Here is a 23,631-nt window from a genome sequence, read left to right as displayed (position 1 = left end):
CCGGCAAGAAAATGATCCAGGACCTGGTGAAGTTCACCGACGACCCCGCCGTGAGGCACCGGATCGTGTTCCTGCCCAACTACGACATCGCCATGGCCCGCACCCTGTTCCCGGGCTGCGACGTGTGGCTGAACAACCCGCTCCGGCCCCTGGAGGCCTGCGGGACCTCCGGCATGAAAGCGGCCATCAACGGCTCCCTGAACCTCTCGGTGCTGGATGGCTGGTGGGATGAGATGTACGACGGCGAGAACGGCTGGGCGATCCCGACCGCGAACAACGACGCGTCCCCGACCGAACGCGACGACATCGAAGCCGCCGCCCTCTACGAGCTCCTGGAGACCCAGGTGGCCCCGCGCTTCTACGGCTCCACGGTCTCCGCGGACGCCGGCGCCGCCGGGCCCTCGCAGTCCGGCCCGGAAGCCGTCCCGACGCACTGGGTGTCCATGATCAAGCACACCCTGGCCCATCTCGGCCCGGCAGTCTCGGCCGACCGCATGCTCCAGGACTACGTCAACACCCTCTACCGCCCGGCAGCTGTCGCCGGCAGGCAGGCGGGAACGGCATCGTTCAAGGAAGCGAAGGAACTCGCGGCCTGGACCACCAAGGTCCGCAGCGCCTGGCCGCAGCTGATCGTGGAACACGTCGATTCCATCGGCGTCTCCGAAGAACCCCAGATCGGGGACACCCTCCAGGTCAACGCCTACATCGCCCTCCACGAACTCACGCCCGAGGACGTGTCGGTTGAAGTGGCATATGGCCGGGCCCAGGACGGAGACGAACTGGAGGAAGTCGCCCTGGTCGAGCTGACCGAAACAGAGGATCTCGGCAACGGGCGCCACCTGTTCACCGGTTCCATTCTGATCAACCGCTCCGGATCCTTCGGCTACACCGTCCGGGTCTTCCCGAAGCACCCCTCCCTGGCCTCGAAGGCCGAACTGGGGCTGATCGCCAACGCCTGATAGTGTGCGCGCCCCCGCTGCAGCTCGAGCAGCGGGGGCGTGTTCCACCCTGAGCTTCATCGCCAACGCGCGATGAGTAGATCCACAGCCAACATCAAACACAAGGGAGTGACGATGGGTTCGAAGAAAGTCTTGGCGATTGTGCTGGCCGGCGGTGAGGGAAAACGACTCATGCCGCTGACCGGAGATCGCGCCAAACCAGCGGTCCCGTTCGCAGGGAGTTACCGGCTGATCGACTTCGCCCTGTCCAATCTAACCAACTCAGGCTATTGGCAGATTGTGGTGTTGACCCAGTACAAGTCCCATAGCCTGGACCGGCACATTTCCGAAACGTGGCGTATGTCTGCACAATTGGGCAACTATGTCGCGTCGGTGCCGGCTCAACAGCGCGTCAGTAAGAGCTGGTTCCTAGGCAGCGCCAATGCGATCTACCAGTCGCTCAACCTCATCGAAGACGCCCGTCCTGACATCGTCGTCGTAGTGGGTGCCGACCACGTCTACCGGATGGATTTCGAGCACATGGTGCGCACCCACATCAGCTCCGGCGCAAAAGCCACTGTGGCAGGCGTGCGTCAACCTCTGGCCATGGCCGACCAGTTCGGCGTGATCGAGGTGGAGCAGGCCGCTGGTTCCGATAATGCGGGCGACGGCACGGCCAAGAGGATCGCAGCATTTGTGGAAAAGCCAGCATCGACGCGCGGACTTCCTGAAGACCCTTCCCAGTTCCTGGCATCGATGGGGAATTACGTTTTCAACGCCGATGCCTTGGTGGGGGCGCTTGAGCACGACGCCACGCGGCAAGACACGAAGCACGACATGGGCGGTGACATCATCCCCTATTTCGTTTCCCGTGGCGAAGCGTTCGCCTATGATTTTTCAAGCAATGATGTCCCCGGGGCCACGGATCGTGACCGCAACTATTGGCGCGATGTCGGTACCATCGACTCATACTTCGAGGCACACCTCGACTTGATCTCGCCGGAACCGGTGTTCAATCTCTACAACTCCGATTGGCCGATCTACACACGGCAAAGCGCATCGCCTCCGGCCAAGATGGTTCGCGGGGAAGGCGGCACCGTCGGCACGGCCCAGGACTCAATTGTCTCCAACGGCGTCATCGTATCGGGCGGTCTCGTGGAAAATTCGGTGCTCTCCAACGATGCGTTCATTTCCAGCGGTGCTCGCGTTATCGACTCGGTGCTCCTGGACAACGTCACCATCGGCGAAGGGGCGGTGGTCAAGCGGGCCATCCTGGACAAGAACATCAAGGTTCCAGCCGGCGCAACCATCGGCCTGGATCCGGACCAGGATCGACGGCGCGGCTACAACGTCACGGATTCTGGCATCACGGTCCTGAGTAAAGGTCAACACGTACCCCTCCCGGATGAACACGACCGGGAACTCGCTCGTGCGGCACTCCTGGCTACCTGAAATCGCGGGAGTTGGACTTCACTGTCAGGACCAAGGGTTCCAGCTTGTCCGCCACGAGATTGGTGACTCCTTCCGGCGATCGTTCAAGGAAACCCCGGACGATCAGTGCGGATGATTCCCGGGCTACGCGCCGATGCCTCTTCCAGAGGCCAACGCTGCAGATGACGTTGAGGATGCCGCTCTCGTCCTCCAGATTGACGAAGGTGATCCCTTGCGCGGTCTGGGGGCGTTGGCGGTGGGTCACGACCCCGGCCACTTCAACACGCGTGCCGGACTCGACCCGGGAAAGCCGGTCCACCCGCAGTACCCCTCTGGAATCCAGGTCCCCGCGGGCATGGCGCATCGGGTGGTCATCGGTACTGATTCCTGTGGCCCACATGTCGTAGGCAACATTTTCCAGGGGGGAGAGCTCGGGCAGCAGCGGCGGTTGGACGGCGACGTGGGTCCCGGGCAATTGTCCTTCCCGCTCGAGCGCGGCATCGCCCGCCTGCCACAGTGCTTCGCGGCGGTTCATGCCCAGCGAATCGAGTGCACCGGCGGACGCGAGTGCCTCCAACTGGTCCGCGCTGAGGTTCGCGCGGCGGGACAGATCCGCCATGTCCCGGTAGGCGCCATGCTCTTCGCGTTCGGCGATGATCCGCTTCGCCACCTCGGTCCCGATGGACGTGACCCCGTCGAGCCCCAGCCGCACCGCGTGTGAGCCATCCCGCCGGTGCAGGTGGTCCTCGGGTGGTCGATCCTGCTGGAACAGGCCGATCTCCGGCTGGTGGAATTCCAGGCAGGAATCCATGCCGCCCACCTGGCCCGCTTCGGTCCTCGCAGCCTCATCGAGCACTTCAAGTGTTGCTTCGGCAAGGGAACGGAGAACATCCGGGCGCAGCACATGGACCCCGTGCCTGCGGGCATCCGCCACGAGGGTTTGAGGGGAATAAAAGCCCATGGGTTGTGCCCGAAGCAGGGACGCGAGGAAAGCGCCAGGATAGTGCAGCTTCAGCCACGAGCTCGCGTAGACCAACACTGCGAAGCTCAAGGAGTGGGATTCCGCGAAACCGAAGTTCGCAAAGGCCTGGATCTTGGCGTAGATGGCGTCGGCGTCATCCTTGCTGATCCCGTTGGCCGCCATCCCCGCATAGAGCTTGGCCTCCAGAGACTCGATCTTCTCCCGGCCCCGTTTGGAGCCCATCGCGCGGCGGAGCAGGTCCGCATCCTCGGCGGTGCAGCCACCCACGGCAACTGCCATCTGCATCAGCTGCTCCTGGAACAAAGGCACACCCAAGGTCCGCTTAAGCACGGGCTCCAGCAATGGATGGAGATACGTGATTTTTTCCGTGCGTGCGCGGCGTCGGATGTACGGGTGGACGGCACCGCCTTGGACAGGACCTGGGCGGATCAGTGCGATTTCGACCACCAGATCGTAGAATTCCCTCGGTTTCAGCCGAGGCAGCGTGCTGATCTGGGCCCGTGATTCCACTTGGAAGACCCCGATCGAGTCGGCCCGGCAGAGCATGTCGTAGACGGCCGGTTCTTCCCGCGGGATGGTCTCGATCGTCCAACGCTCCCCGAAATGCTTGTCGATCAGATCAAAGGAGTACTGCAGGGCGGCGAGCATGCCCAGGCCGAGAAGGTCGAACTTGACCAGGCCCATCCATTCGCAATCGTCCTTGTCCCATTGCAGGACCGTGCGGTTTTCCATCCGGGCACGCTCGATGGGCACCACCTCGCCAACAGGCCGTTCGGTGAGGACCATGCCGCCGGAGTGGATGCCCAGGTGCCGGGGGAAGCCCAGTATTTGATCTGCAAGGTCCAGGACCGGGGCCGGGATGTTATTGGTCTTGCCATCGCTGAGGTCTCCCCAGTGGTCGAGCCGCTTGGACCAGGCGTCCTGCTGGCCCTGGCTGTAGCCGAGCGCCTTGGCTATGTCCCTGACGGCGTTCTTCGGCCTGTAACTGATGACATTCGCTACCTGGGCCGCGTTGAACCGTCCGTACTTGCGGTAGACGTATTGGATGACTTCTTCCCTGCGGTCCGAGTCGAAATCGACGTCGATATCCGGTTCTTCCTCGCGGAGGCTGGAGAGGAAACGCTCAAACGGAAGGTTGTAGAAGATACTGTCGACGGCGGTGATCCCCAGCGCGTAGCAGACGGCCGAGTTCGCCGCGGAACCCCGGCCTTGGCAGAGGATGCCGCGGGAACGGGCAAACTGCACGATGTCGTGAACAATCAGGAAATAGCCGGGGAAGTTCTTCGCCTCGATCACTGCGAGTTCCTGTTCGATCCGGCTATGGACCCGTTCGTCGGCATCCGGGTATTTGTCCCTGACGCCTTCTTCAACAAGTTGCCGGAGCCAGGTGATAAGGCTGTGCCCTGCAGGAACATCAAGTTTGGGGAGCCTCGGGCGGGCGGCCCGTAACTGGAACGCAAGCTCGTCGGCGATCCCGACAGTCCGTTCGACCGCGCCGGGGTAGCGGGCGAACCGCGCCGCCATCTCGGAACCGCTCCGCAGATGGGCGCCGCTGCTTGCGGGCAGCCACCCGTCAAGTTCCTCCAGGCTGCGGCGTGCCCGGACCGCCGCCATGGCCGTTGCCAGCGGGTATCCCTCCGGGGACGCATAATGTACGGCGTTGCTGGCGATGAAAGGTATGCCCGCCCGGTCGGCAATGCGGACGAGGGCGTCGTTGTGGCTGCTGTCGAGGGGATTCCCGTGATCGAAGAGCTCCACCACCACATTTTCCCGTCCGAATCTCTCGATCAAACCCTCCACCTCAAAGGCAGCGGCTTGCTCGCCGTCGCTAAGAAGGGCTCTCCGGACTGAGCCTTTGCGGCACCCGGTCAGCACCAGGCAGTGGTCCCTCAGGGAATGCGCCAGCGCATCGAGGTCGTAGATGGGGTGGCCCTTCTCGGCATCGGCAGCCAGATGCGCGGACGTCATTGCCCCTGCCAAGCGGTGGTAGCCCTCTTCCTTGCGGGCGAGGACGAGCAAATGGTCACCTTCGGGGTCGGCTTCCCCTTGCTGGGGTTTGCTGAGTCCGAGTGACAGCTCAGCGCCGAACACTGTCTTCAGCTCGTAGGCTTCGGCGGCCTCCGCCATTCGCACGATCCCGTAGAAGCCGTCGTGATCGGTCAGTGCGAGGGCATGGATGCCCAGCCGGACCGCCTCCTCAACCAGTTTCTCGGGTGAGGAGGCGCCGTCCAGGAAGCTGTAGTGCGAATGCGCGTGCAGTTCGGCATAAGGCACGACGGCGGTACCCGCCCTGGACGCGACCCTTGCGGGATCGAGGGGGACCGGACGGTAAGGCCCGCGTTTCCTTGACCAGGCGGGGCTGTCACCCCCGTCTCCTTTGGCCTTGCCGATCTCCGGCACTCGCCGGTCCGAGAGCGTGCGTTCGAACTCCGACCACGGGATTGACGGGTTGTTCCAAGCCATTTTGTCTTTTCCTGACTAAAAGTTCGGTGTTCGACCCTGGTGTTCAGTCGTAGCGGGCCTCTGCCCACCAGTTCTGTTCGTCCAGGAGAAGGAGCCATGCTTCTCCGTTTCCGTCCACAAGCTGGAACCGGTCCGCTTCAAGGCGATGGTCGGCGTCCCACCATCTCTGCCGCAGCGGCCAGGGTCCTGCCCACTGAGCTACGAGTCGCCGTCGTGCGGGGTCTCCGGTGGGACAGAACCACATTGGCGGTGCAAGCAATCCGCCACGATGGTCTGTACGGACTTTTTCCTTGTTCGCATCAAGAAGCAGGACAGGGATGAGGGAAGCGAACACCGTGGCGGGCTGCGGGTCTGGAATCCTTCCGGGCCACGGTCTGGTGGCCAGGGCTGCCGTTCCCGCGGGCAAGGCATCTCCCCAAGGAACCAGGCGGCGCCGCTCGGCCAGCAGCCGGCCTCCGGAGACCGCAGGCACTACTACGGCTTCATGTCCCAGCATGCTTTGGATCCGGCTGAGTCCATGATGGATCTGCTCCTCGGCTCCGTCTCCAAAGAGCGCCCGCCCATGATGGGCGATGGAGTCCACCCGGACGGGGACGAACTCGACCCGAGTGACAGGTGACGACAGCCCGCCGCGAGCCATGCCGCCGTCGTGCGTTCCGCCGTCGGTTGTGCCCCCGTTGACCGCTCCGCCGTCGGCTGTTCCACCGTTGGCACGGGCAGGGGGCTGTGACTGAAGCTGCCAACGTACCCTGTCCACGACGTCGCTGGCCGTGAAGTGGCGGGGGTGGCCCCACGTCCGTTCGGAGCGGCTTCCTGCTTCGTCAATGATCAGAACCCTCAGCTCCGTGCAGACCAAGCCTTCCGTCTGCACTCCGGCCACGAAGGCGGCTGCCGTGGCCCGGAGCTGGAAGGCGAGTTGGTCAACCCGGTCCAGGCCGGGTTCGAATTCCGCCCGTTGATCCAGTTTCCGCGGGGGAGTCCGGGGGATCACTTTGCGGGGATCCTGTCCGCTTGCGAGGGCGTGCGCAGTGATTCCGGCAGCCCCGAAACGGGCCCGGACATCTGCAGCGGGAAGATTGGCGAAATTCCCCAAGGTGAGGATGCCAAGGCGTTTGAGCAAGGAAGCCAGCTTCGGCTGGTCTAGTACTCCCACCGGAAATGGAGCCAGGAAATCCCGGGAAGAACCCGGCGGGAGCACAAGAACGGCAGAGAGTTCGCTGGTGCTCCGGGCTGCTTGCTCGGCGGCGAACACGGAATCGGCGATCCCCACCCGGGCTTCCACGCCGAGGCTGTCCGCCGATTCCAGCACGGCACCTGCGGCCGCTTCTTCTCCGCCGTAATATCGGGCGGCACCCTTGGCCCGGATAGCGCACAGGCCGGGGCGAAGCACTTCCACGCCAGGAGTCCGTTCCTCGAGTGACGAGACCACAGGCTCGAATTCCCTCGCATCCCGTACCGGATCAACGGCACATACCACCAGCTCAGGACAACGGGTTTGTGCCTCCCTCAGCCGCAGGCCCCGGACCACTCCCTCTGCCCTGGCTTCCGCGGAGCAAGCAGCTATGACGCCTTGGCCAATGACTGCCGCAGGTACATCAGGAGGCAGGGTATCTGCCAAGCGGGCGGCGACAAGGGGCCAATCCGGGAACCAGGTCACCAAGGCGCGCACCGGGGATTCAAGCTGAAACAGCATCATGCTCCCATCCGATGGCGGGACAGGTCTACCGGGCCGCTGTCCGCAAGGTCCACTGAGGCCCTGCGGGAACTGCCCCGCAGGGCGACTTCGAGCTCGAGCTCCTGCCTGGCGAGATGTCCGTGGCCCTGTCCGAGTCCCGCCCACTCGTATCCATTCACTTGCAAGACGGCTTCACTCTGCGGCCATGGTCCCAGGACCAGGAGGACGGAACTCCGCTCCCGGAGCCTGGCTCCCAAGCGGGCAGCCTCGGCGGGTGCGACTCTTTCCGGAGCACGCGCGAGCACCACTGAGAGCACGTCCACCATGGCGGCTATCACCGGCGTCCAGCTGCTCCCGGGGTCAGGCACCAGCACCAGCCGGTCGAGCGCAATGCCGAAACCTGCTGCCGCCTCGACCCCGAAGTCAGGCAGCCCGGCTACTCCGCACCATGAGCCATTGCGTGACGGGCCTGCCAACAATGCCATGGCCAGCGACATGGATCCCTGTATGGAGTACGCCGCTCCCGGGCGCAGTCCTCCCGGGAGGAGCCTGCTGAGTGAGGGGAGTACGGGCAGCGAGCGTTCGCTTCCGCGCTTGCCCTGCATGAGGTGGATCTGCGCCTGCAAGTCATCGCGCAGCGAAGCCGGCGAAGCGGAAGACAGGCGAGGTGACATGGTTCAATTTTCGAACATATATTCGAATGAGTCAATTGCTGGCCGGATCCATCTGCGAGCGCGACCACGGCACGCTGGACAGTGAAACGGCCAGGATCGAGGCGAGGATCAACGCCGACGCCGGGGCGGCAACGGCCCAGGGGGCACGCTCCACGTAGTTGATTCCCTCGGCAAGGATGAGGCCCCACTCCGGCGACGGCGGATGGGGGCCGAGCCCGAGGAATCCCAGGGCAGCCAAGGCAAGCGCGATTCCCGGTACCCGGAGCATCGAATGCCTGAACACCGGGCCGATGATCGCCGGGAGGAGATAGCGCCAGAGGATGCGGACCCTTCCTACACCCAGGACCGGAAGGATCTTCACGTGGGGCTGCGCCCTGGCTTCCTGCGCCAAGGCCGCGGTGTGGGCGGCCAGGGGTGCCCAACTGACCAGGGTGACGGCTATCGCCGCACCTTCGGCCGAGGGACCGGTCATAACGGCAACGATCAGGCCGGCCAGGATGGGCGGAGCGGCGTTGGCTACCTCAAGGGGACCGGTCGCCGCGAGCGGGAAGAGCCCGACGACGATCCCGATCACAAGGCAAGCCAGCACCACGAGCAGAGCCGTTCCCAACGTGGACACGGCACCGTGTCCCACCCGCGCAAGGAGGTCCCGTCCGCTGGCATCGGCCCCGAAGGGCAGCTCAAGGCCCGGGCCGGCAAGCCGTGGATGGCTCGAGGTGAATGGATCACGAAGCAAGCCCACGACGACGACGAGCAGCAGCGCTCCCGCCGCAACGAGCGGAACGGTGGCATCCCGCCGTCGTGATTCTCCCGCCGAGTCCGGAACCGGAACTGTCCCGGAACGCAGTGCCGCTCCCAACAGAAGGTATCGGGCCGCGGCGCTGAGGGAACCTGCCGCGACGGCCAGGATGAGAAGGGCAAGTACTCCTGCCTGCAGGGCGGGTATGTCCTGGGCGCTCGCCGCGCCCAGGACCGCCCGCCCCAAACCGGGAATCGCGAAGACCTTCTCCACCGCAACCGCCCCGCCGGTGAGGCCAATGAGGACAAGCCCGATCTGGCTCATCACCGATGGCAGGGCCCGGCGGAGCACCGCCGCGGTGAGCCTGGCGCGGCTGGCTCCGGCCATGGCCCACGTGGCCACCCATTTTTCGGCGAACGCCAGGCTGATGGCGTCGGAAAGCAGCCGCCCGATGAGCCCGCCGGCCGGCAGGCCGAGGGCGAGCGCCGGCAACACCGCGTGGTCCAGGCCCTGCCAGCCGTAGGGCGGGAACCAGCCCAGCCACACCGCGCCGACGACAAGGAGCATCGCGGCGAGGAGGAACTCGGGGAGCGCAGTCATGGCCGCAGCCACGACGCCGGAGCCTCGCCCGGGGTTCCCGGCGAGCCCGCGCATCACGGAAGGAACGCACAGTGCGGTGGCCACCACCGTTGCAACGGCCACCGCGCAGGCCATCAGGGTGACGGAGACTCTCAGGGTTTCCACGGTGCCGGGTCCAACAGTGGTGTTGGTAATCCAGGAATTTCCCATGTCCCCGCTCAAAAGGCCTCCTGCCCAGTCGAGGAAGATGTGCAGTGGTCCTCGATCGAGTCCGAGCTCCGTGCGGATCATGCCCAGCGTTTCATCAGTCGCTTCCCGGTCGGCGTACCGGGCCCGCAGGATGGTGTACTCCGGGCTTTGTCCCGAAAGCCACGGCAAGAGCCCGATCAGCACAACGACGGCGAAGAGTGCCACGGCCCGGGAAGCCGCGGTTTTGATGAACGCCGGGCCCCGCATCAGCCGGCGATTCCTGTCTTGCTGGTGATCAGGGCGCGCTCGCGGGGATCACGTTCCACATTGCGGATCCTGGCTGATTCGCCTTGGATAACGCGTTCGTGCAGCAGCGGCACGGCCGCATCCTTCGAGAGGATCAGCGCCTCGGCGGCGGCAATTGCCGCCCGGCGCTCCGGGCCTGCCGGAATGGCTGCGGCCTTGCTTAGTGCTGCGTCCACCTCTGCATCGCAGAACTGGGAGATGTTGAAGGAGCCTTTGCAGGAGAAATCGCTGAACATGTAGGCGACGGGGTCGCCGGAGTCGAGGACCGTGGCCCGGGACAGGATGAAGGCATCGAACTTTCCGGCCAGGGCGTCTGCCTCGATGTGCTGGTACTCGCGGACTTCCTGCTCCACGATGAAGCCGGCGGCTTCGAGCTGCTGCTCAAGCTGCACGGCGACCTCGGGCAGCTCGGCCCGGTCCGTGAACGTGCCGAGTTTGATGCGGCGGCCATTGGCCGGTGCTGCTTCCGCCCGCTTCTTCAGTGTCTCGATATATGAGGTGTTTTGCCGCTCCCTGGCCGCCCAGGGGAGAGCCGGACCCAGGAGGCCTTCGGCGATGTCCGCACGTCCCTCGTAGACCCGGTCAACAATGGTGGCCCGTTCGAGCGAGGTGCGTGCCGCCGCCCGGACCGACGGATCCGCGAAAGGACCCGCCTTGGTGTTCAGGTAGAGGGTATTGGTCCGGGGCATGGGGACTTCGTGAATCAAGTCCGCCTTGATCTGGGCGACCTGGCCTACGGGAATGGCCTCCACGACGTCGGCAGTTCCGGTCCTCAGCGCGGCCGCGCGCGCCGTACCGTCGGGAACGTATTGGACGTCGACGCCGCTGCTCGCCGCCTTTTCGCCCCAGTAGTCAGCGAAGCGGTTGAGTGTTGCTGAGCTGGTGCCGTCCGCAGACGCAAGGACGTAGGGGCCCGTTCCGGCGTTGATGGGGCTGACGACGCCGCCGGGCTTGTAGGCGGACGCGGCAAGGATGGAAAGCTGGGGGCTCGAAAGCCGCTGCGGAACCAGCGGATCATCTGTTTGGGTGGTGACGACGACGGCGTTCCCGCCGTCCGTGCGGACGCCCAGCTGGACGCCGTCGAGGATCCGCGGCTTGGGCTTCGCGTTGGCCGCCGCCGTCAACGATGCCGCCACCTGCTCCGCCGTCAGAGCCGTTCCGTCATGGAATTTCACGCCTGCGCGGAGTTCGAAGCGCCAGTTCTTGCTGTCCAGTTGCTTCCAGGCTGTTGAAAGCGATGGCTGGGCATCGCCGAGGGCATCGAGGACCACCAGTGTCTCGGCGGTCTTCCAGCGTGAGAGTTTGAAGGCATCGTCGCTCAGGGGAGTGAGTCCTGAACGGGGTGGCTGCAACATGGCTACTTTGATTCGGGAGTCGGTACTGCTGCTGGCCGATGATGCGTTGCCCTGGGCGAAGCAAGCGCTCAGTGCGGCTGCCATTGCGGAGGAGAGGAGTATCGCGGCAAGTGCTTTTGGACGTGGAATAGCCATGGACGGGTGCCTGTCTTTTGTGGGTGTGAGTGGATCAAACGGGGTGGGGTTGTTGCGTGAGTTCACATCTTTCACGGCTTGTCCCTGTCGGTTTCCTTGTACCTGATGAGCCGGGGGATGGAGGTTACGAGCTCCTTGGCTTCCAGGGTTTGTGGCTTGGCGTACACGGCCGCGGTGGGTCCTTGTTCCACGATGCGTCCCCTGGAAAGAACCAGGGTTTGGGAGCACAGAAGGGCGACGGCCGACAGGTCGTGCGAGACGAACAGGAGCCCCAGCCCGTCCCGATGGACCAGCTGTTCCATGAGGGCCAAGACCGTGTTCCTGAGGGGAAGATCGAGCCCGCTGACCGGCTCATCCGCCAGGAGGATGCTCGGCGCGGGGACCAGGGCGCGCGCAATGGCCACGCGTTGGTTTTGCCCGCCGGAGAGCTCCCGGGGCCGGCGCGTAAGCATGCCCGGATCGAGATCGACTCGTTGCAGGGCATTCAGGATCATCCCGCGGCGGTCTCCGTCTATGCGCAGTTGCCTCAGGGGTTCCAGGAGGAGGCGCTCCACGCTCATGGCCGGGTCAAGGCTCGCCGACGGATTCTGCGGGATGTATTGCACCGCGCGGCGATACCACCTCAAGGACGAGGCCGGGCCGGGCACAACCGGGGTGCCATTGAAAGTGACGGTTCCGGCATTCGGCTTCTCCAAAGCAAGCAAGATCCGCAGGAGCGTAGATTTTCCGGCGCCCGAGCCACCCACGAGGCCGATGCTGTCCCCGGCGGCAATGCTGAGGGAGACGTCCTGCAATGCGGGCCGGTCTGGCCGCTGCTTCAGGAGCCCTCTGCCTGGGTAGCTGAGACCCAGCTTGTCTGCGCTCAATACTGCATTCATGCGGTGGCTTCCAGGCGAAGGGCATCAAAGCCGACATAGGCGGCTTCCATCAGCTGCTTCGTGTAATCGTGCTTGGGCCGCTCTACCAGCGACCGCATCGATCCCTGCTCGACGATCCGGCCGGAACCCAGGACAACGGCCTGGTGGCAAAAGGCCGCAGCCACAGCGAGGTCATGCGTAATGAACAACATCGCGCCAGTGGCTGTAGAACCCGCGGATGTGGAATGCGCGGATGTGGAATGAGCCGATTCCGAAGATAGGGACAAGGCATCGAGGACCTTGGCCTGGCTGACCATGTCCAGCGCGGTAGTGGGTTCATCCGCTACCAGGACGGCGCTACGGCATGCCAGGGCGAGGGCGATGCAGACCCGTTGCAGCTGACCGCCGGACAATTCGCCGCTGAAGCTTTCCATCGTCCGTCCGGCTTCCTCTATTCCTACCGACGCGAGCAGCTCAAGTGCCCGTTGCCGTGCCATGGAGGCCGAGAGGCCGGCATACCGTAGCGGGATCTCAAGCTGTTTTCCCAGGCGCACCAAGGGATTGAGCGCTGACATCGGGTCCTGATGGATTGCGGTGATCCCGGCGCGGCTGCTTCGCCTGGTGGACAGCGGCACGTCCACTCCGTTGATCTGCAACCGTCCGGAAGCGCTCATCGCGGCTGGAAGCTGTCCCAGGAGGGCTGCCGCGGTCAGGGACTTGCCCGAACCCGAGGCTCCGAGAAGAGCCAGTCTTTGACCCGGGTCAATAGCGAAGCTGACTCCTTCAATCAGGGCGCGTCCACGGAGGGACACGCGCAAGTCTTGAACCAGGAGGGCAGGGTGCATGGGGAACTCTCGGATAGGAGCGATGAATGAGTATTGATGCTATCAATACTCATTCTCATTAAGCGAAATGTTGAGGCGCATTGAGTTCCTCAACCTCTTGCCAAGCAGCTACAGTCGGCGGTTAGGGTGGGGACGTGGACTTTGAGCACGGCTACGCGCACAACGGCTCCCTGCGGATGTATTACGAGGTTCATGGCAAACCCCGGCTGGACCGCACGCCCTTGCTATTGATCCATGGCGGCGGTTCCACAATCGAGTCGAACTTCCGGGAGCTCATCCCGCTGCTGACCGGGACGAGGCAAGTCATTGCCGTCGAAGAGGAAGGCCATGGCCACACTGCGCCGATCGACCGCCCTCTCACGGCTGAAAACTCGGCCGCAGACGTCGCGGCGGTCCTTCGTCAGCTGGACGTTCCGTTGGCGGATGTGCTCGGCTTCAGCGCCGGCGGCCACACCGCGCTCGCCTTCGCCATGGAACATCCTGCGGTGGTACGAAAGTTGATCATCGCGTCGTCCATGGCCGCACGCGACGGCATGGTGGATGGATTCTGGGACGGACTCCAGAACGCCACCTCCGCGGACATGCCCGAGGTCTACCGGCAGGCCGACCGCAAGCTCAACCCGGACCCTCAACACCTTGAGAAACTCTTTGTCCTGGACAGCCAGCGAATGCTGACGTTTCCCGGATGGTCCGACGAACAATTGGGCTCCATCACGGCCTCGACCCTCGTGGTGCTCGCCGACCGTGACGTGATCAAGCCCGAGCACGGGGTGCAGATGGTCCGGGCCATCCCGGGGAGCCGCCTGATGATCGTGCCGGGAAACCATGGGGACTACCTTGGGGAGCAAGCAGCCAGCGACGGCGATCTCCGGACTATGCGCGCGACCCTTCCTTTCCTCCTGCGCCACCTCGACGAAGATTAAAGGCCGGTCACGTTATCGCGGCGTGGAGAACTGCGGCGTTTTCGGCCAGCCACGCTTGGCGGCGAAGAATCTTGTCACCGACGCCTTCGTCCCACATCCTCTTCCAGCCGCCGCCCCGGGTGAGCACCCTGTGCCGCATCAAATGCCAGGAACGGTCGGCGCCGTTCCGGGCCACGTCAACTACCTTGGCGCGATCAATTGGACCCAGGCCATAGGCGTCCACCAGCACAGCAGCCCGGGAGGCGGCGTCGACCTCGCGCATGACGGGATCGCGGTCGGTGACGGGCATCCAGGCGCCCCACCAGAGGAGCAAGTTTGCGACTTCTTCCGCCCGGGTTGCGGGGCGCACCAAATCGAAGTCGATCAGGGCGACGGCGGTTCCGTCCCGGAAGACGACATTCTCCGGGGTGATGTCCATGTGGGCGAGGAATGTCGCCGGTCCCGCAATCGAGCTCGGGCACCCGTGGGGGCCGGCATTCTCACCCGTGCGTGCCCAGTCAGGAACACCGAGCGGCTGCACGGCGTCATCGTAGCTCCGCACCAAGAGCGCGACGCTGATGGCGCTCGATTCATCGGCGACCCAGCGTGGCCAGGGGCGGCCGGCCGTGTCACCGGGAACGAAACTCAGGGTGTCCCTGCCGCTTTCGTCGATGCCCAGGAAGCGGGGCGCGCCCTGGAATCCGGCCGAGTCCAGGAAATCCAGGAGGCGGCGCACCCGCTGGGAAGCGTCGCTTGCAGGGCGCCGCACTGTATCGCCCACCCGGACGAGCCCCTCTGTCACGTCCCCGCCGAGTAGCGGAACGGCAGGTTCCACCCGCTCGGGCTCGACGTACGGACGGGTATCGGTAGTCATCGTCCGATGCTGCCACGGCCGGGTCGATGGCGCCAGCCGGTGTGGTCCGGCAGTTACACGCCATGCAGGGTTTTCCCATCCGGAACTGATATGACTGCGGGTGGGTTTCAACCGGAAGCGCAGGAGGATTGGCAGGGTATGTTCCGAGGTTGGTTTGTAGTGGGCGCTCTGGTGTTGCTTTTCGGGGCAGCGGCTGTGTTGGGGTTCGGAGCCATCTTCCGACCCAAGAGTGTGGCCGCCCGGACTGACGCCGCCGCAGCGGGGATATTGGCCGCGGCCATGGCGGCGGTAGGGCTGGGATGGGCTCCGCTCGGTGTGGTCCCTCTAGGCGCGGCGATTGGCCTTGTCTTCCTCCTGTCCGTCGTGAGGATCGTGTACCAAGGGTCGGGAACAGCCGGGACAGGGCGATGGTCGGCGATCTATGGCGCAGCGGTGGCAGCCCTTTCGGGCTGGGTGCTGCTATCCGCGTCAAGTGGAGCCGGATCGGTGACGGATCATCCAGGACATCAACTGGGCATCATCCTTGGCGACATCATGGGCGCGTTGCTCATGCTCTTCGCCGCCACGGGGTGGCTGTTGGGCACGTTCGCGATGCCGGCCGAGAGCAAATCACACGCTGCGCCCCGATTGAAGGGTGTCCGCGAGGCGCTGATGGCAGCAGGACTTGCCGTCGCGTTGTACGCGATCTCCTAAGCCCGATCTCCTAAACCCCTGCCGCCCGGAGCGACCGGGCGGTGGATTTAGAATGGAGCCATGATCGATATTTCGGTCGAGAAGGTAGCACTTCTCCTGATTATTGCCGTTTTGGTCCTTGGACCAACCAAGCTTCCGGAGTATGCGAGGAAGCTGGGGCGGCTTATCCGCGAACTGCGGCGCATGGCTTCCGGCGCGCAGGAAAAGCTCCGCCAGGAGCTCGGCCCGGAATTCGAGGACATCGATTGGCGGAAAATGGATCCGCGTCAATACGATCCCCGCCGCATTATCCGCGAAGCCCTCCTGGAGGACGAGCCGCTTCCTGAGCCGGTCGTCCCCGCCCCGGTGCAGCCTCCTGCCCGCCCGGTTGTGCGGTTGGCGGCCGGGCAGAAGGCTCCTTTCGACGACGAGTCCACCTGATCCGTTAGTCGAGGCGCGGTGTGCGCGGGGGAGCGGTGCGGCGCTCGCCTGTTGCTTCGAAGGCCGCGGCCAGGGCCAGCAGTGCGGTGTCGTCGTAGGCGCGGCCGGCGAACGTGAGTCCCACGGGCATGCCGATATCGCTCATGGTTCCCATCGGCACGGTGACCGTCGGGATCCCCAGATGCCGCGGAACGAGGTTGCCATTGGCCACCCAGACGCCGTTGCGCCAGCCGAGGTCGGCTGAGGATTCGTTGACGTCCATGTCGGCTGGTCCGACGTCGGCGGCGGCCGGGAAGATGACTGCATCCAAGGCGAGACCGTCCATCCATTCCTCGAGGTCTACCCGCCGGGTCTCTTCGAGTCCGCGAAGGCCTTCTTCGAGGGACGGGATGTCGGTGACGGAAGCAACCCAGTGAGCGCGGATGTGCGCCGGGTAGTCGGCGACGTCGTCGTCGAACCCGTCATAGCGGTCCGGAAGCGCGCCGTCCGGGTGCGGGAAGATCGTGGCGCCGTCGACGTCGGCCAGGCTGTCAAGCGCCGGATCGGCGTTGGCTGCGAGGAAGTCGTCCCAGGCCCAGGCCGAGAGATCGACGATCTCCCGTTGAAGAAATTCCGGGCTCACCATTCCGCGGGTGGCGATCGTGGGTGCGCCCGGGCGGTCGCCTTCGTAGTTGGACACCACGGGGAAATCCACCAACACCACGTCGGCGCCGGCGGCTTCGAGCTCGCGCCGGGCGGCCTCCCACAGTTCGATCACGGATTCGCGCGTCTGGATTCGTTGGCCGGTCGGGCCGCCGATGCCAGGAGTTCTGCTGGTACCGGCGTCGGGGTCCGCGTTGATGTACATGGCCGGCACCCCGAAGCGTTTGCCCTTCAGTGCCGAGCGCGCGTCGTCGACGCCGGATGGCACCAGTGCCGGGTAGGAAGCCGGACGGACCCGGGACGCGGCCGGGATCTCCACCCACGGCTGCGCGCGCCAGAAGTCGCCGCGGGTTTCGGCGTCGTCGGCAACAATGACATCCAGCAGTTCCAAAAGGTCTGCCATGGACCGGGTGTGGGGCACCACGACGTCCATGGTGGGGACCAGTGGCCAGTTGCCGCGCACCGAGATGACTCCGCGCGACGGTGTGTACGCGCACAAGGCATTGTTCGACGCCGGTGCGCGGCCACTGGACCAGGTCTCCTCGCCCAGGCCGAAGGCCCCGAAGCTCGCCGCGGTAGCGGTGCCCGAGCCGTTCGAGGACCCGGACCCGAAAGCCGCGGTGAGGAAATCGCCGTTGTAAGGGCTCTCGGCGCGTCCATAGACACCGCGCTGCATGCCGCCGTTTGCCATGGGTGGCATGTTGGTCAGGCCGATGAGCACCGCGCCTGCCGCGCGGAGGCGTTCGATCGTGAAGGCATCGCGTTGGGCGATGAGGTTTTCGAACGCGGGGGAGCCCGCGGCGGCCGTGAGTCCTTTGGCCAGGTAGCTGTCCTTGGCGGTGTAAGGAATGCCGTCGAGGGGCCCGAGGGTGGTGCCGCGTGCCCGGCGCTCGTCGGAGGCGCGGGCATCTGCGAGCGCTTGGGGGTTCATGACAACCAGTGCGTTCAGCTTGATGCCGTTGCGGTCGTAGGCGTCGATGCGGTCCAGATAGGCTTGGGTGAGTTCCTCGCTGGTTACCTCGCCGGCCTCCAGTGCGGCGCGCAACTGCGCAATTGAGGCCTCGACGACGTCGAAGCGGCTCATCGTCCGGCCTGGCTGTTGAGTTTGGGCTGCTGTTGCGTGATGCAGTGGATTCCTCCGCCCCGGGCGAGGATTGGCCGGGCGTCCACGGTGACGACGCGGCGGCCCGGGTAGGCTTCCGCCAGGATTTCCGCGGCCAGGGCGTCGGCGCGCTTCTCGCCATAGCCGCACGCGATCACGCCGCCGTTGACCACGAGGTGGTTGACGTAGCTCCAGTCGACGAAGCCTTCCTCGTCGTGCAGGGTTTCAGGCGCGGGAAGCATAGTGATCTCGAATGGTTTGCCCGCGGCGTCCTGCTGGGTTTCGAAGAACCGCTGGAGGGTGCGGCTGACCTCGAAATCGGGGTGACCTGGGTTGGTCTGCGAGTGCAGGAGGACCCGGCCGGGCGAGGGAAGTGTGGCCACCATGTCGATGTGGCCGCGCGTGCCGAGGTCCTCGTAGTCACGCGTGAGGCCTCGCGGTACCCACACGGTGTGAGTAGTGCCCAGCGTGCGTGACAGTTCCGCCTCGACGCGTGCCTTGTCCGCGTAAGGGTTTCGGCGTGGATCCAGCTGGACGGTTTCGGTGACGAGGACAGTGCCTTCACCATCGACGTGGATGGCGCCGCCTTCGTTGACCAGCAAGGAGGTGACCAGTTCCGCGCCGGACTCTTCGGCGACAAAGCGGGCCATGCCGGCGCTCTTCTCCCATTCGGACCAGGCCGGGGAGCCCCAGCCGTTGAAGATCCAGTCAACTGCGCCGAGCACGCCGGGACGCTCGTCGTCGACGACGAACGTGGCTCCGACGTCGCGCATCCAGAATTCGTCGAGGGGAGCCTCAAGCTGTTCGATTCCGGCGCCGAGCATGCGGCTGGCCCGGGTCCGTTCGCTGGGGTCTACCACCATGGTGACGGGCTCGAACTCGGACACCGCATGGGCGACGGCGGTCCAGGCTGCGTACGCTTCTTCCGCCGAAGCGGGATCGTCGCCCAAGGTCAGGCCAGTGCGGGGGAACGCCATCCAGGTGCGCTCGTGGGGTGCGGTTTCGGCTGGCATTCTCCAGGCCATGGAAGTCTCCTCTGTGTTGTGAGGTGGTAGTCGCGGGAGCCAGGGCGTCCTTGCCTTGGCGTGCGGCAGGGTGTTTGCCCTTCGGCGTCTTCTTATTGATCGTGTGATCAATAAGAAGAAAGCTACTTTAGACTGTTGTGTGATGTCAAGCACCATACAGAAACGCGCTGCGCGGAAGACGCCGGCCGAACGCGCGGCCGAAATAGCCGAGGCCGCCAGGGAAATAGCGCTTGAGCAGGGGCTTTCCGCCATTACCCTGCGCAACGTGGCAGCACGGGTGGGTGTGGCCTCGGGGCTTGTCGCGCATTACCAGCCCAACGTGGAGGCCCTCGTGGCAGGCATCTTTGCGACCATCGTGGCGGCGGAGACCGAGGAGGTCGCGGGCCTTCTGGAGAGGCTGCCGACTCCCCTGGAACAACTCGGGATGCTCCTCGAAACGCTCATGGACGGCAGCCGCCTCGATGTCACGGCCATCTGGGTGGAGGCGTGGACCCTGGGGCGGCGGAACGAGGCGCTCGCAGCCTGCGTCCGTGAGCAGATGGATGCATGGCAAGCCGTGGTGCAGCGCGTCGTCGAAGCGGGGATCGACGCCGGCGAGTTCGAGACGTTCGACGCTCCGTCTGTTGCCTGGCAGATCCTGGGTATGGTGGACGGCCTGAATGCCCAGGCGCTGGTGCGCTGGGACGGCGTCAGCGACCGCGGTACGCACCTCGCCCGCGCAGTGGAAGGCATGGTAGGTGCGGCCCGCGGTTCGCTGCTGCCTGGCGGTGTCCAGCACATCGGGCGGATCTCAAGCGCGGATTCTTAGTTCCGCTTTCGCGGTACCGCACCTTGCGGAACGTCAAGCCAGGTAGTGTTCCAGCCGCTCGAACTCCGGTTGGGAAAGCTCGCTCGCGACGGCGGCGGCCCCCACCGCGCAAGCCGCCGCGAGGCTGCTTTCGTCATCCAGGCCCGACGCGAGTGCCAGCACGAGCGCCGCACAGAAGGCGTCACCGGCACCCACGCTGTTGACGACGCTCGTCTTTGTCGCTGGCGCATGGGCGGTCTTGACCCCTTGTGTGTACATCGAGGCGCCGCCTGCCCCGTAGGTGACGGCTACGCGTTCGGCGCTTCGGAGCTCGGGGATGAGTTCGTACTCGGACTCGTTGACGATCACCAGGTCGCACCGTTCCAGAAGCTCTGCCGGGAGTGCCTGGGCAGGGGCCGCGTTGAGGGCGAAGAACCCGGTGGTCCGGCGCGCGGCGTCCAGCACGGTGTCGACGGCGATCTCCAGCTGGGCCAGTACCGGCCCGCCATCGGAGAAATCGGCGCGATCCAGCGAGACCACGGCGTTTGCTCCAGGCGCAACGGCGATCTGGTTTTCGCCCTCGCTGTCGATCACGATCAACGCGGTCCCCGTCGGGGAGGAAACCTGCTGCACTGCCGAAATATCAACCCCTGCGCGGTCCAGGGCCTCCGTCAGAAGCCAGCCATCCGGATCCGCGCCGACGGCGCCCACCATACGGGCGGCCCCGGCCAGCCGCGCAGCAGCCGCGGCCTGGTTGCCTCCCTTTCCGCCGGGCTGACGGGTGAGGGTGCCGCCGCCTATGGTTTCACCGGGGGAGGGTAGGCGGTGGACGCGGCACGTGAGATCGACGTTGAGGCTGCCGACAACGGTGAGCGTGCTGGGGATGGGCATGAGCGGTCCTTTTGGTGGTGCTGGATTGCGGTGTCGGGTTTCCGGTCTAGTGCCAGAAGCCAAGATGGACTTCTGCTGCGGCGGGAAGCGGAACGGGGCCGGTCACGCTGACCTTGCTGCCGCCGTGTGCAAGGACGTCGCGGCAGGGGAGGTCAAGCGTGGGCACGCCCGATTGCTCGGTGACAATCGAGGCAAGGTCCTTCTCGGACAAGGCATAGACCACGCGTCCGATTCCAGCCCAGTAGATCGCGCCTGTGCACATGGCGCACGGTTCGGTGCTCGTGTACAAGGTGCTGCCGGCCAACGCGCCGGCATCGAGCTTCTTGGCGCTCAGGCGGACCAGGTTGGTCTCTGCATGCCCGGTGGGATCGTGTTCCGTGTTGACGGTGTTCATGGCTTCGACAATGGTTCCGTCCGGAGCCACCAGGAGTGCGCCGAACGGGTGGTCGCCGCGATCCCGGGCCGCCTGCGCGAGGGAAACGGCGCGGTGCAGCAACTCGAGGTCGGCCTGGCTGGGCCCGGTGGGTGAAGAAGAAGTGTTCATCAAAAGTCCCTTCAGTTCGCGGCCGGCAAGGACAGGATCCGCTCCAGGAGATGCGCAGCGGCGTCTCCCTTGACGGACAGCACAACCCGGGACGCCCGTTCCGGCACCGGGCGCGCGCCGGCGGCTCCGCCATCGAGCCGCTCACAGCGGGTCTTGCCGTGAACCGCACCCTTGCTCGTGTCCACGGAAATTCCGACATACGGGGCGTCGTCGGGCTCTAGGGCACCCACGGCGATGGCCGCCGCCAGCGGATCGTGGAGGGCGGCGCAATGCTCACCGAAAATCGTGTTGTAAAAGGCGAAGTACTGAACGAGCATCCCGGAGAGTGCGCTGGCCACCGGGTGTCCGGCTGTCGCAAGCGCCGCGCGGTGGGCCTCATCGAAGCGGTGGTTCATGGTGACGTCCAAGGGAACCATGGTGACCGGCCAATCGGCCTCCATCACCACGGCGGCTGCCTCGGCGTCGTTGAAGATGTTGGCCTCGGCGACTGGGCTGATGTTGCCCGGCACGAACGCGGCTCCGCCCATGATCGTGACATCGCGGACGAGCGACGGGAGCTTCGGGTCCAGTTGCAGTGCGAGGGCCAGATTGGTGAGCGGACCGACGGCGATGACGCGCAGTTCGCCTGGGTGCTCGTTGGCGAGCCGCACGAGCATCTCCGCGGCAGTCTCTGATTCCGACGTCTGTGCGGAGCCTTCCAAGGTGATCCCGCCGATGCCGTTGTCGCCGTGAACGTGCGGCGCTCCGCCGTCGAACGTGCCCGTGAGCGGATCGTGTGCACCCACGGCAACCGGGATCCCGGCCCTCCCGGCAGCGTGGAGCAGGTTCAACGTGTTGACGGCACCGACTGCGGCGCTGACGTTGCCGCTGACGGTTCCGATCCCGGCCAGCTCCACCTCAGGGCTCGCCAGAAGATAGGCGATTGCCAGGGAATCGTCGATGCCGGTGTCGCAATCGAGATAGAACGGCTGCGGTGTGGTGGTGGTCATGGTGCTCCTTCGTGGGTTGGGTGACTCGGATTCGGATTCGGGCTTAGGCATGGGCGACGACGACGGCGGGTGCCGGAGCGGCGCTCGCAGCCACCGGCCGGAGGATCAGGGAAGCAGCAAAGGCCGCGAGGGCGAAGCCCGCCGAGATCCACAGGGCAGTCTGGTAGCCGGCGATGGTTCCGGCGGCGACGGCGGGTGCGACGACGGCGATTCCCACGCTGGCTCCGATTCCAAAGCATGCTCCATTCAGGCCGGGCACGGAACCCGGCGCCGATTTGGGTGAATTCAGTACGGCGATGCCGCTGACGGTGCTCTGGAACTGGCCGAGATAGAGGACGCCCATGATGATCAGCAAGGCGAAGACCATCCAGCGGTCTGCGGCAAAGATTGCGACCGCAACCGCTGCCACGACGATCAGGCCACTGCTGATCCGCAGGGCCTTGAACCAACCGATCCGCTGCGCGAACCAGCCGGAGAACACTGCAGTGAGCACCCCCACGAAGGCTGTCGGCGTCAGGTACAGGAGGGCCGACATGGAGGCGGACAGTCCGTATCCGGCTTTGGCGTCCTGGCTCAGGAGGATCACGGTGAAGTTCAACGCCGAGAAGATGCCGGCAAGCGTCAGCACCGTGCTCGCCAAAACCGGCCATACCTGGCGGGACCGCAATTGTTCGATGGCGATCAGCGGACGCGCAACCCGCCTTTCCACTGCCACGAACGCCAGCCCGGCAATCACGGTGCCGGCGAGATAGCCGAGGGTCCAGACGTCGCCCCATCCGGACGTGGAAGCCTGTCCGATCAGGTTGCTCAAGAGAACCAGGAACGTGCCCAGGGCGCCTGCGCCCCACCAGTCCATGCGTCCCTCACGTGTCCGGGCGGGTCTCTTCGGGACCACGACGGCGACCAAGACGATCGCCAGAACGCCCACGCCGAGGACCAGGACAAAGAGGAACTGCCAGCCGATGGTGTCGGTGATGAAACCGCCCAGGAATCCGTCGAGCCCGCCAATGCCCCCGTTTACTGCCGAAATGATGCCGACGGAAATGCCGAAGAGGCGTTTGCTGAAGCGCTCGGACAGGAGAAGGAAAGAAATGGTGAACGTGGCGCTCGTTGCGCTTTGCAGGACCCGGCCGACGAGAAGGACGGTCAGGTTCGGAGCCAACAGGCAGAGGACCGTGCCGCACAACATCATGGAGAGGACGATCAGCAGGGTGCGGCGGCGCCCCAGGAAGTCGCTCCATCGGGAAAATGCCATGCCCAGGACTGCGCCGGTCAGGAAGAACAACGACTGGACTTTGGCCACGTTTTCGGTGGATTCCTGAAAGTGTGCGGCCATGGCCGGCAGGGCCGCCGAGAACAGGCTTGCGTTGAGCTGGTAACTGAGGATGGAAAGGATCAGCGTGGCGATGAGGACCGGCAATCGGGCTGTTTTTCGCCGAAGGGGGAGCCCTGCGGTGCTGGTGGCTTGGGTTGTCATGGACAAACTTCCTTGTTTGAAACAATCGGCTTCGGGGCGGCTCGATGCAGGTGTGGCGCAGAGCACAAGATGGCTTATATGTGCATCATACACGCTTGTTATACAAGCTTGGAATAC

At 65.0% G+C, this 23,631-nt stretch carries 19 protein-coding genes and 1 pseudogene; 6 read left to right on the top strand and 14 right to left on the bottom strand.

Annotated features, from left to right (window positions below):
• The coding region (gene glgP / locus AB4Z38_RS21225) for an alpha-glucan family phosphorylase (protein ID WP_441431534.1) at window positions 1-959 on the top strand (959 nt) is incomplete at its 5' end.
• A gap of 108 nt (window positions 960-1,067) precedes the next feature.
• Window positions 1,068-2,387 (top strand): annotated as a pseudogene (gene glgC, locus AB4Z38_RS21220) (glucose-1-phosphate adenylyltransferase); the annotation flags it as partial.
• On the opposite strand, the gene AB4Z38_RS21215 reads toward glgC, so the two are convergent.
• The 7 genes from AB4Z38_RS21215 to AB4Z38_RS21185 all read right to left on the bottom strand — a co-directional run bounded on the left by AB4Z38_RS21215 (window position 2,383) and on the right by AB4Z38_RS21185 (window position 13,135).
• Window positions 2,383-5,814 (bottom strand): error-prone DNA polymerase, encoded by a 3,432-nt coding sequence (locus AB4Z38_RS21215; RefSeq protein ID WP_441431533.1) that lies wholly within the window; start codon window positions 5,812-5,814, stop codon window positions 2,383-2,385. The pseudogene glgC and the gene AB4Z38_RS21215 sit on opposite strands and share 5 nt — an antisense overlap.
• Window positions 5,815-5,857: 43 nt before the next feature.
• Window positions 5,858-7,510, bottom strand: coding sequence for a DNA polymerase Y family protein (locus AB4Z38_RS21210; RefSeq protein ID WP_441431532.1), 1,653 nt, complete (start codon window positions 7,508-7,510; stop codon window positions 5,858-5,860).
• Window positions 7,507-8,163 (bottom strand): hypothetical protein, encoded by a 657-nt coding sequence (locus tag AB4Z38_RS21205; protein ID WP_441431531.1) that lies wholly within the window; start codon window positions 8,161-8,163, stop codon window positions 7,507-7,509. Before AB4Z38_RS21205 ends, AB4Z38_RS21210 begins: the two co-directional genes overlap by 4 nt.
• 31 nt (window positions 8,164-8,194) lie before the next feature.
• On the bottom strand, window positions 8,195-9,937 hold the full coding sequence (locus tag AB4Z38_RS21200; protein WP_441431530.1) for an ABC transporter permease subunit: 1,743 nt from the start codon (window positions 9,935-9,937) through the stop codon (window positions 8,195-8,197).
• Window positions 9,937-11,466, bottom strand: a complete 1,530-nt coding sequence (locus AB4Z38_RS21195) for an ABC transporter substrate-binding protein (RefSeq protein WP_441431529.1) — start codon at window positions 11,464-11,466, stop codon at window positions 9,937-9,939. Before AB4Z38_RS21195 ends, AB4Z38_RS21200 begins: the two co-directional genes overlap by 1 nt.
• Before the next feature lie 71 nt (window positions 11,467-11,537).
• A complete protein-coding gene (locus AB4Z38_RS21190) occupies window positions 11,538-12,332 on the bottom strand; it encodes an ABC transporter ATP-binding protein (RefSeq protein ID WP_441431528.1) in 795 nt (264 codons plus the stop codon).
• An 8-nt stretch (window positions 12,333-12,340) separates the two neighbouring features.
• Window positions 12,341-13,135 carry an ATP-binding cassette domain-containing protein gene (locus AB4Z38_RS21185; protein ID WP_441431527.1) on the bottom strand — a complete coding sequence of 265 codons (795 nt, stop codon included), beginning with the start codon at window positions 13,133-13,135 and terminating at the stop codon, window positions 12,341-12,343.
• 167 nt (window positions 13,136-13,302) lie between these two features.
• On the opposite strand from AB4Z38_RS21185, the gene AB4Z38_RS21180 reads away from it, so the two are divergent.
• Complete coding sequence (locus AB4Z38_RS21180) at window positions 13,303-14,091, top strand: alpha/beta fold hydrolase (RefSeq protein WP_441431526.1); 789 nt, start codon at window positions 13,303-13,305, stop codon at window positions 14,089-14,091.
• A 7-nt stretch (window positions 14,092-14,098) separates the two neighbouring features.
• Here AB4Z38_RS21180 and AB4Z38_RS21175 read toward each other — a convergent pair whose 3' ends face one another.
• Window positions 14,099-14,944 carry a phosphotransferase gene (locus AB4Z38_RS21175; protein ID WP_441431525.1) on the bottom strand — a complete coding sequence of 282 codons (846 nt, stop codon included), beginning with the start codon at window positions 14,942-14,944 and terminating at the stop codon, window positions 14,099-14,101.
• A 138-nt stretch (window positions 14,945-15,082) separates the two neighbouring features.
• Between AB4Z38_RS21175 and AB4Z38_RS21170 the strand changes: the two genes are divergently transcribed.
• Window positions 15,083-15,637 (top strand): hypothetical protein, encoded by a 555-nt coding sequence (locus AB4Z38_RS21170; RefSeq protein WP_441431524.1) that lies wholly within the window; start codon window positions 15,083-15,085, stop codon window positions 15,635-15,637.
• Between the two features lie 60 nt (window positions 15,638-15,697).
• Window positions 15,698-16,057: a sec-independent translocase gene (locus AB4Z38_RS21165; protein ID WP_441431523.1), complete on the top strand. Its 360-nt coding sequence runs from the start codon at window positions 15,698-15,700 to the stop codon at window positions 16,055-16,057.
• Between the two features lie 4 nt (window positions 16,058-16,061).
• Here the strand turns inward: AB4Z38_RS21165 and AB4Z38_RS21160 are convergent, their stop codons facing one another.
• Both AB4Z38_RS21160 and AB4Z38_RS21155 read right to left on the bottom strand, forming a co-directional pair.
• Window positions 16,062-17,783, bottom strand: coding sequence for an amidase (locus AB4Z38_RS21160; RefSeq protein WP_441431522.1), 1,722 nt, complete (start codon window positions 17,781-17,783; stop codon window positions 16,062-16,064).
• Entirely contained in the window at window positions 17,780-18,826 is a 1,047-nt protein-coding gene (locus AB4Z38_RS21155; RefSeq protein ID WP_441431521.1) for an agmatine deiminase family protein, read from the bottom strand. The genes AB4Z38_RS21160 and AB4Z38_RS21155 overlap by 4 nt, the downstream gene beginning before the upstream one ends.
• Before the next feature lie 142 nt (window positions 18,827-18,968).
• Between AB4Z38_RS21155 and AB4Z38_RS21150 the strand changes: the two genes are divergently transcribed.
• Complete coding sequence (locus tag AB4Z38_RS21150; RefSeq protein ID WP_441431520.1) at window positions 18,969-19,634, top strand: TetR/AcrR family transcriptional regulator; 666 nt, start codon at window positions 18,969-18,971, stop codon at window positions 19,632-19,634.
• Window positions 19,635-19,667: 33 nt separating this feature from the next.
• Here the strand turns inward: AB4Z38_RS21150 and AB4Z38_RS21145 are convergent, their stop codons facing one another.
• From AB4Z38_RS21145 to AB4Z38_RS21130, 4 genes are read right to left on the bottom strand one after another with little or no spacing between them, the layout of a single operon-like run.
• A complete protein-coding gene (locus AB4Z38_RS21145) occupies window positions 19,668-20,504 on the bottom strand; it encodes a PfkB family carbohydrate kinase (protein WP_441431519.1) in 837 nt (278 codons plus the stop codon).
• 46 nt (window positions 20,505-20,550) lie between these two features.
• On the bottom strand, window positions 20,551-21,048 hold the full coding sequence (locus AB4Z38_RS21140) for a nucleoside deaminase (RefSeq protein WP_441431518.1): 498 nt from the start codon (window positions 21,046-21,048) through the stop codon (window positions 20,551-20,553).
• Window positions 21,049-21,059: 11 nt separating this feature from the next.
• Window positions 21,060-22,037: a nucleoside hydrolase gene (locus AB4Z38_RS21135; RefSeq protein WP_441431517.1), complete on the bottom strand. Its 978-nt coding sequence runs from the start codon at window positions 22,035-22,037 to the stop codon at window positions 21,060-21,062.
• A 43-nt stretch (window positions 22,038-22,080) separates the two neighbouring features.
• On the bottom strand, window positions 22,081-23,514 hold the full coding sequence (locus AB4Z38_RS21130; protein ID WP_441431516.1) for an MFS transporter: 1,434 nt from the start codon (window positions 23,512-23,514) through the stop codon (window positions 22,081-22,083).
• Window positions 23,515-23,631 lie beyond the last annotated feature (117 nt).

Source organism: Arthrobacter sp. 2RAF6, assembly GCF_052115205.1.
In the GTDB taxonomy this organism is placed as follows: domain Bacteria; phylum Actinomycetota; class Actinomycetes; order Actinomycetales; family Micrococcaceae; genus Arthrobacter.
This window is presented reverse-complemented; position numbering and strand designations above follow the sequence as displayed.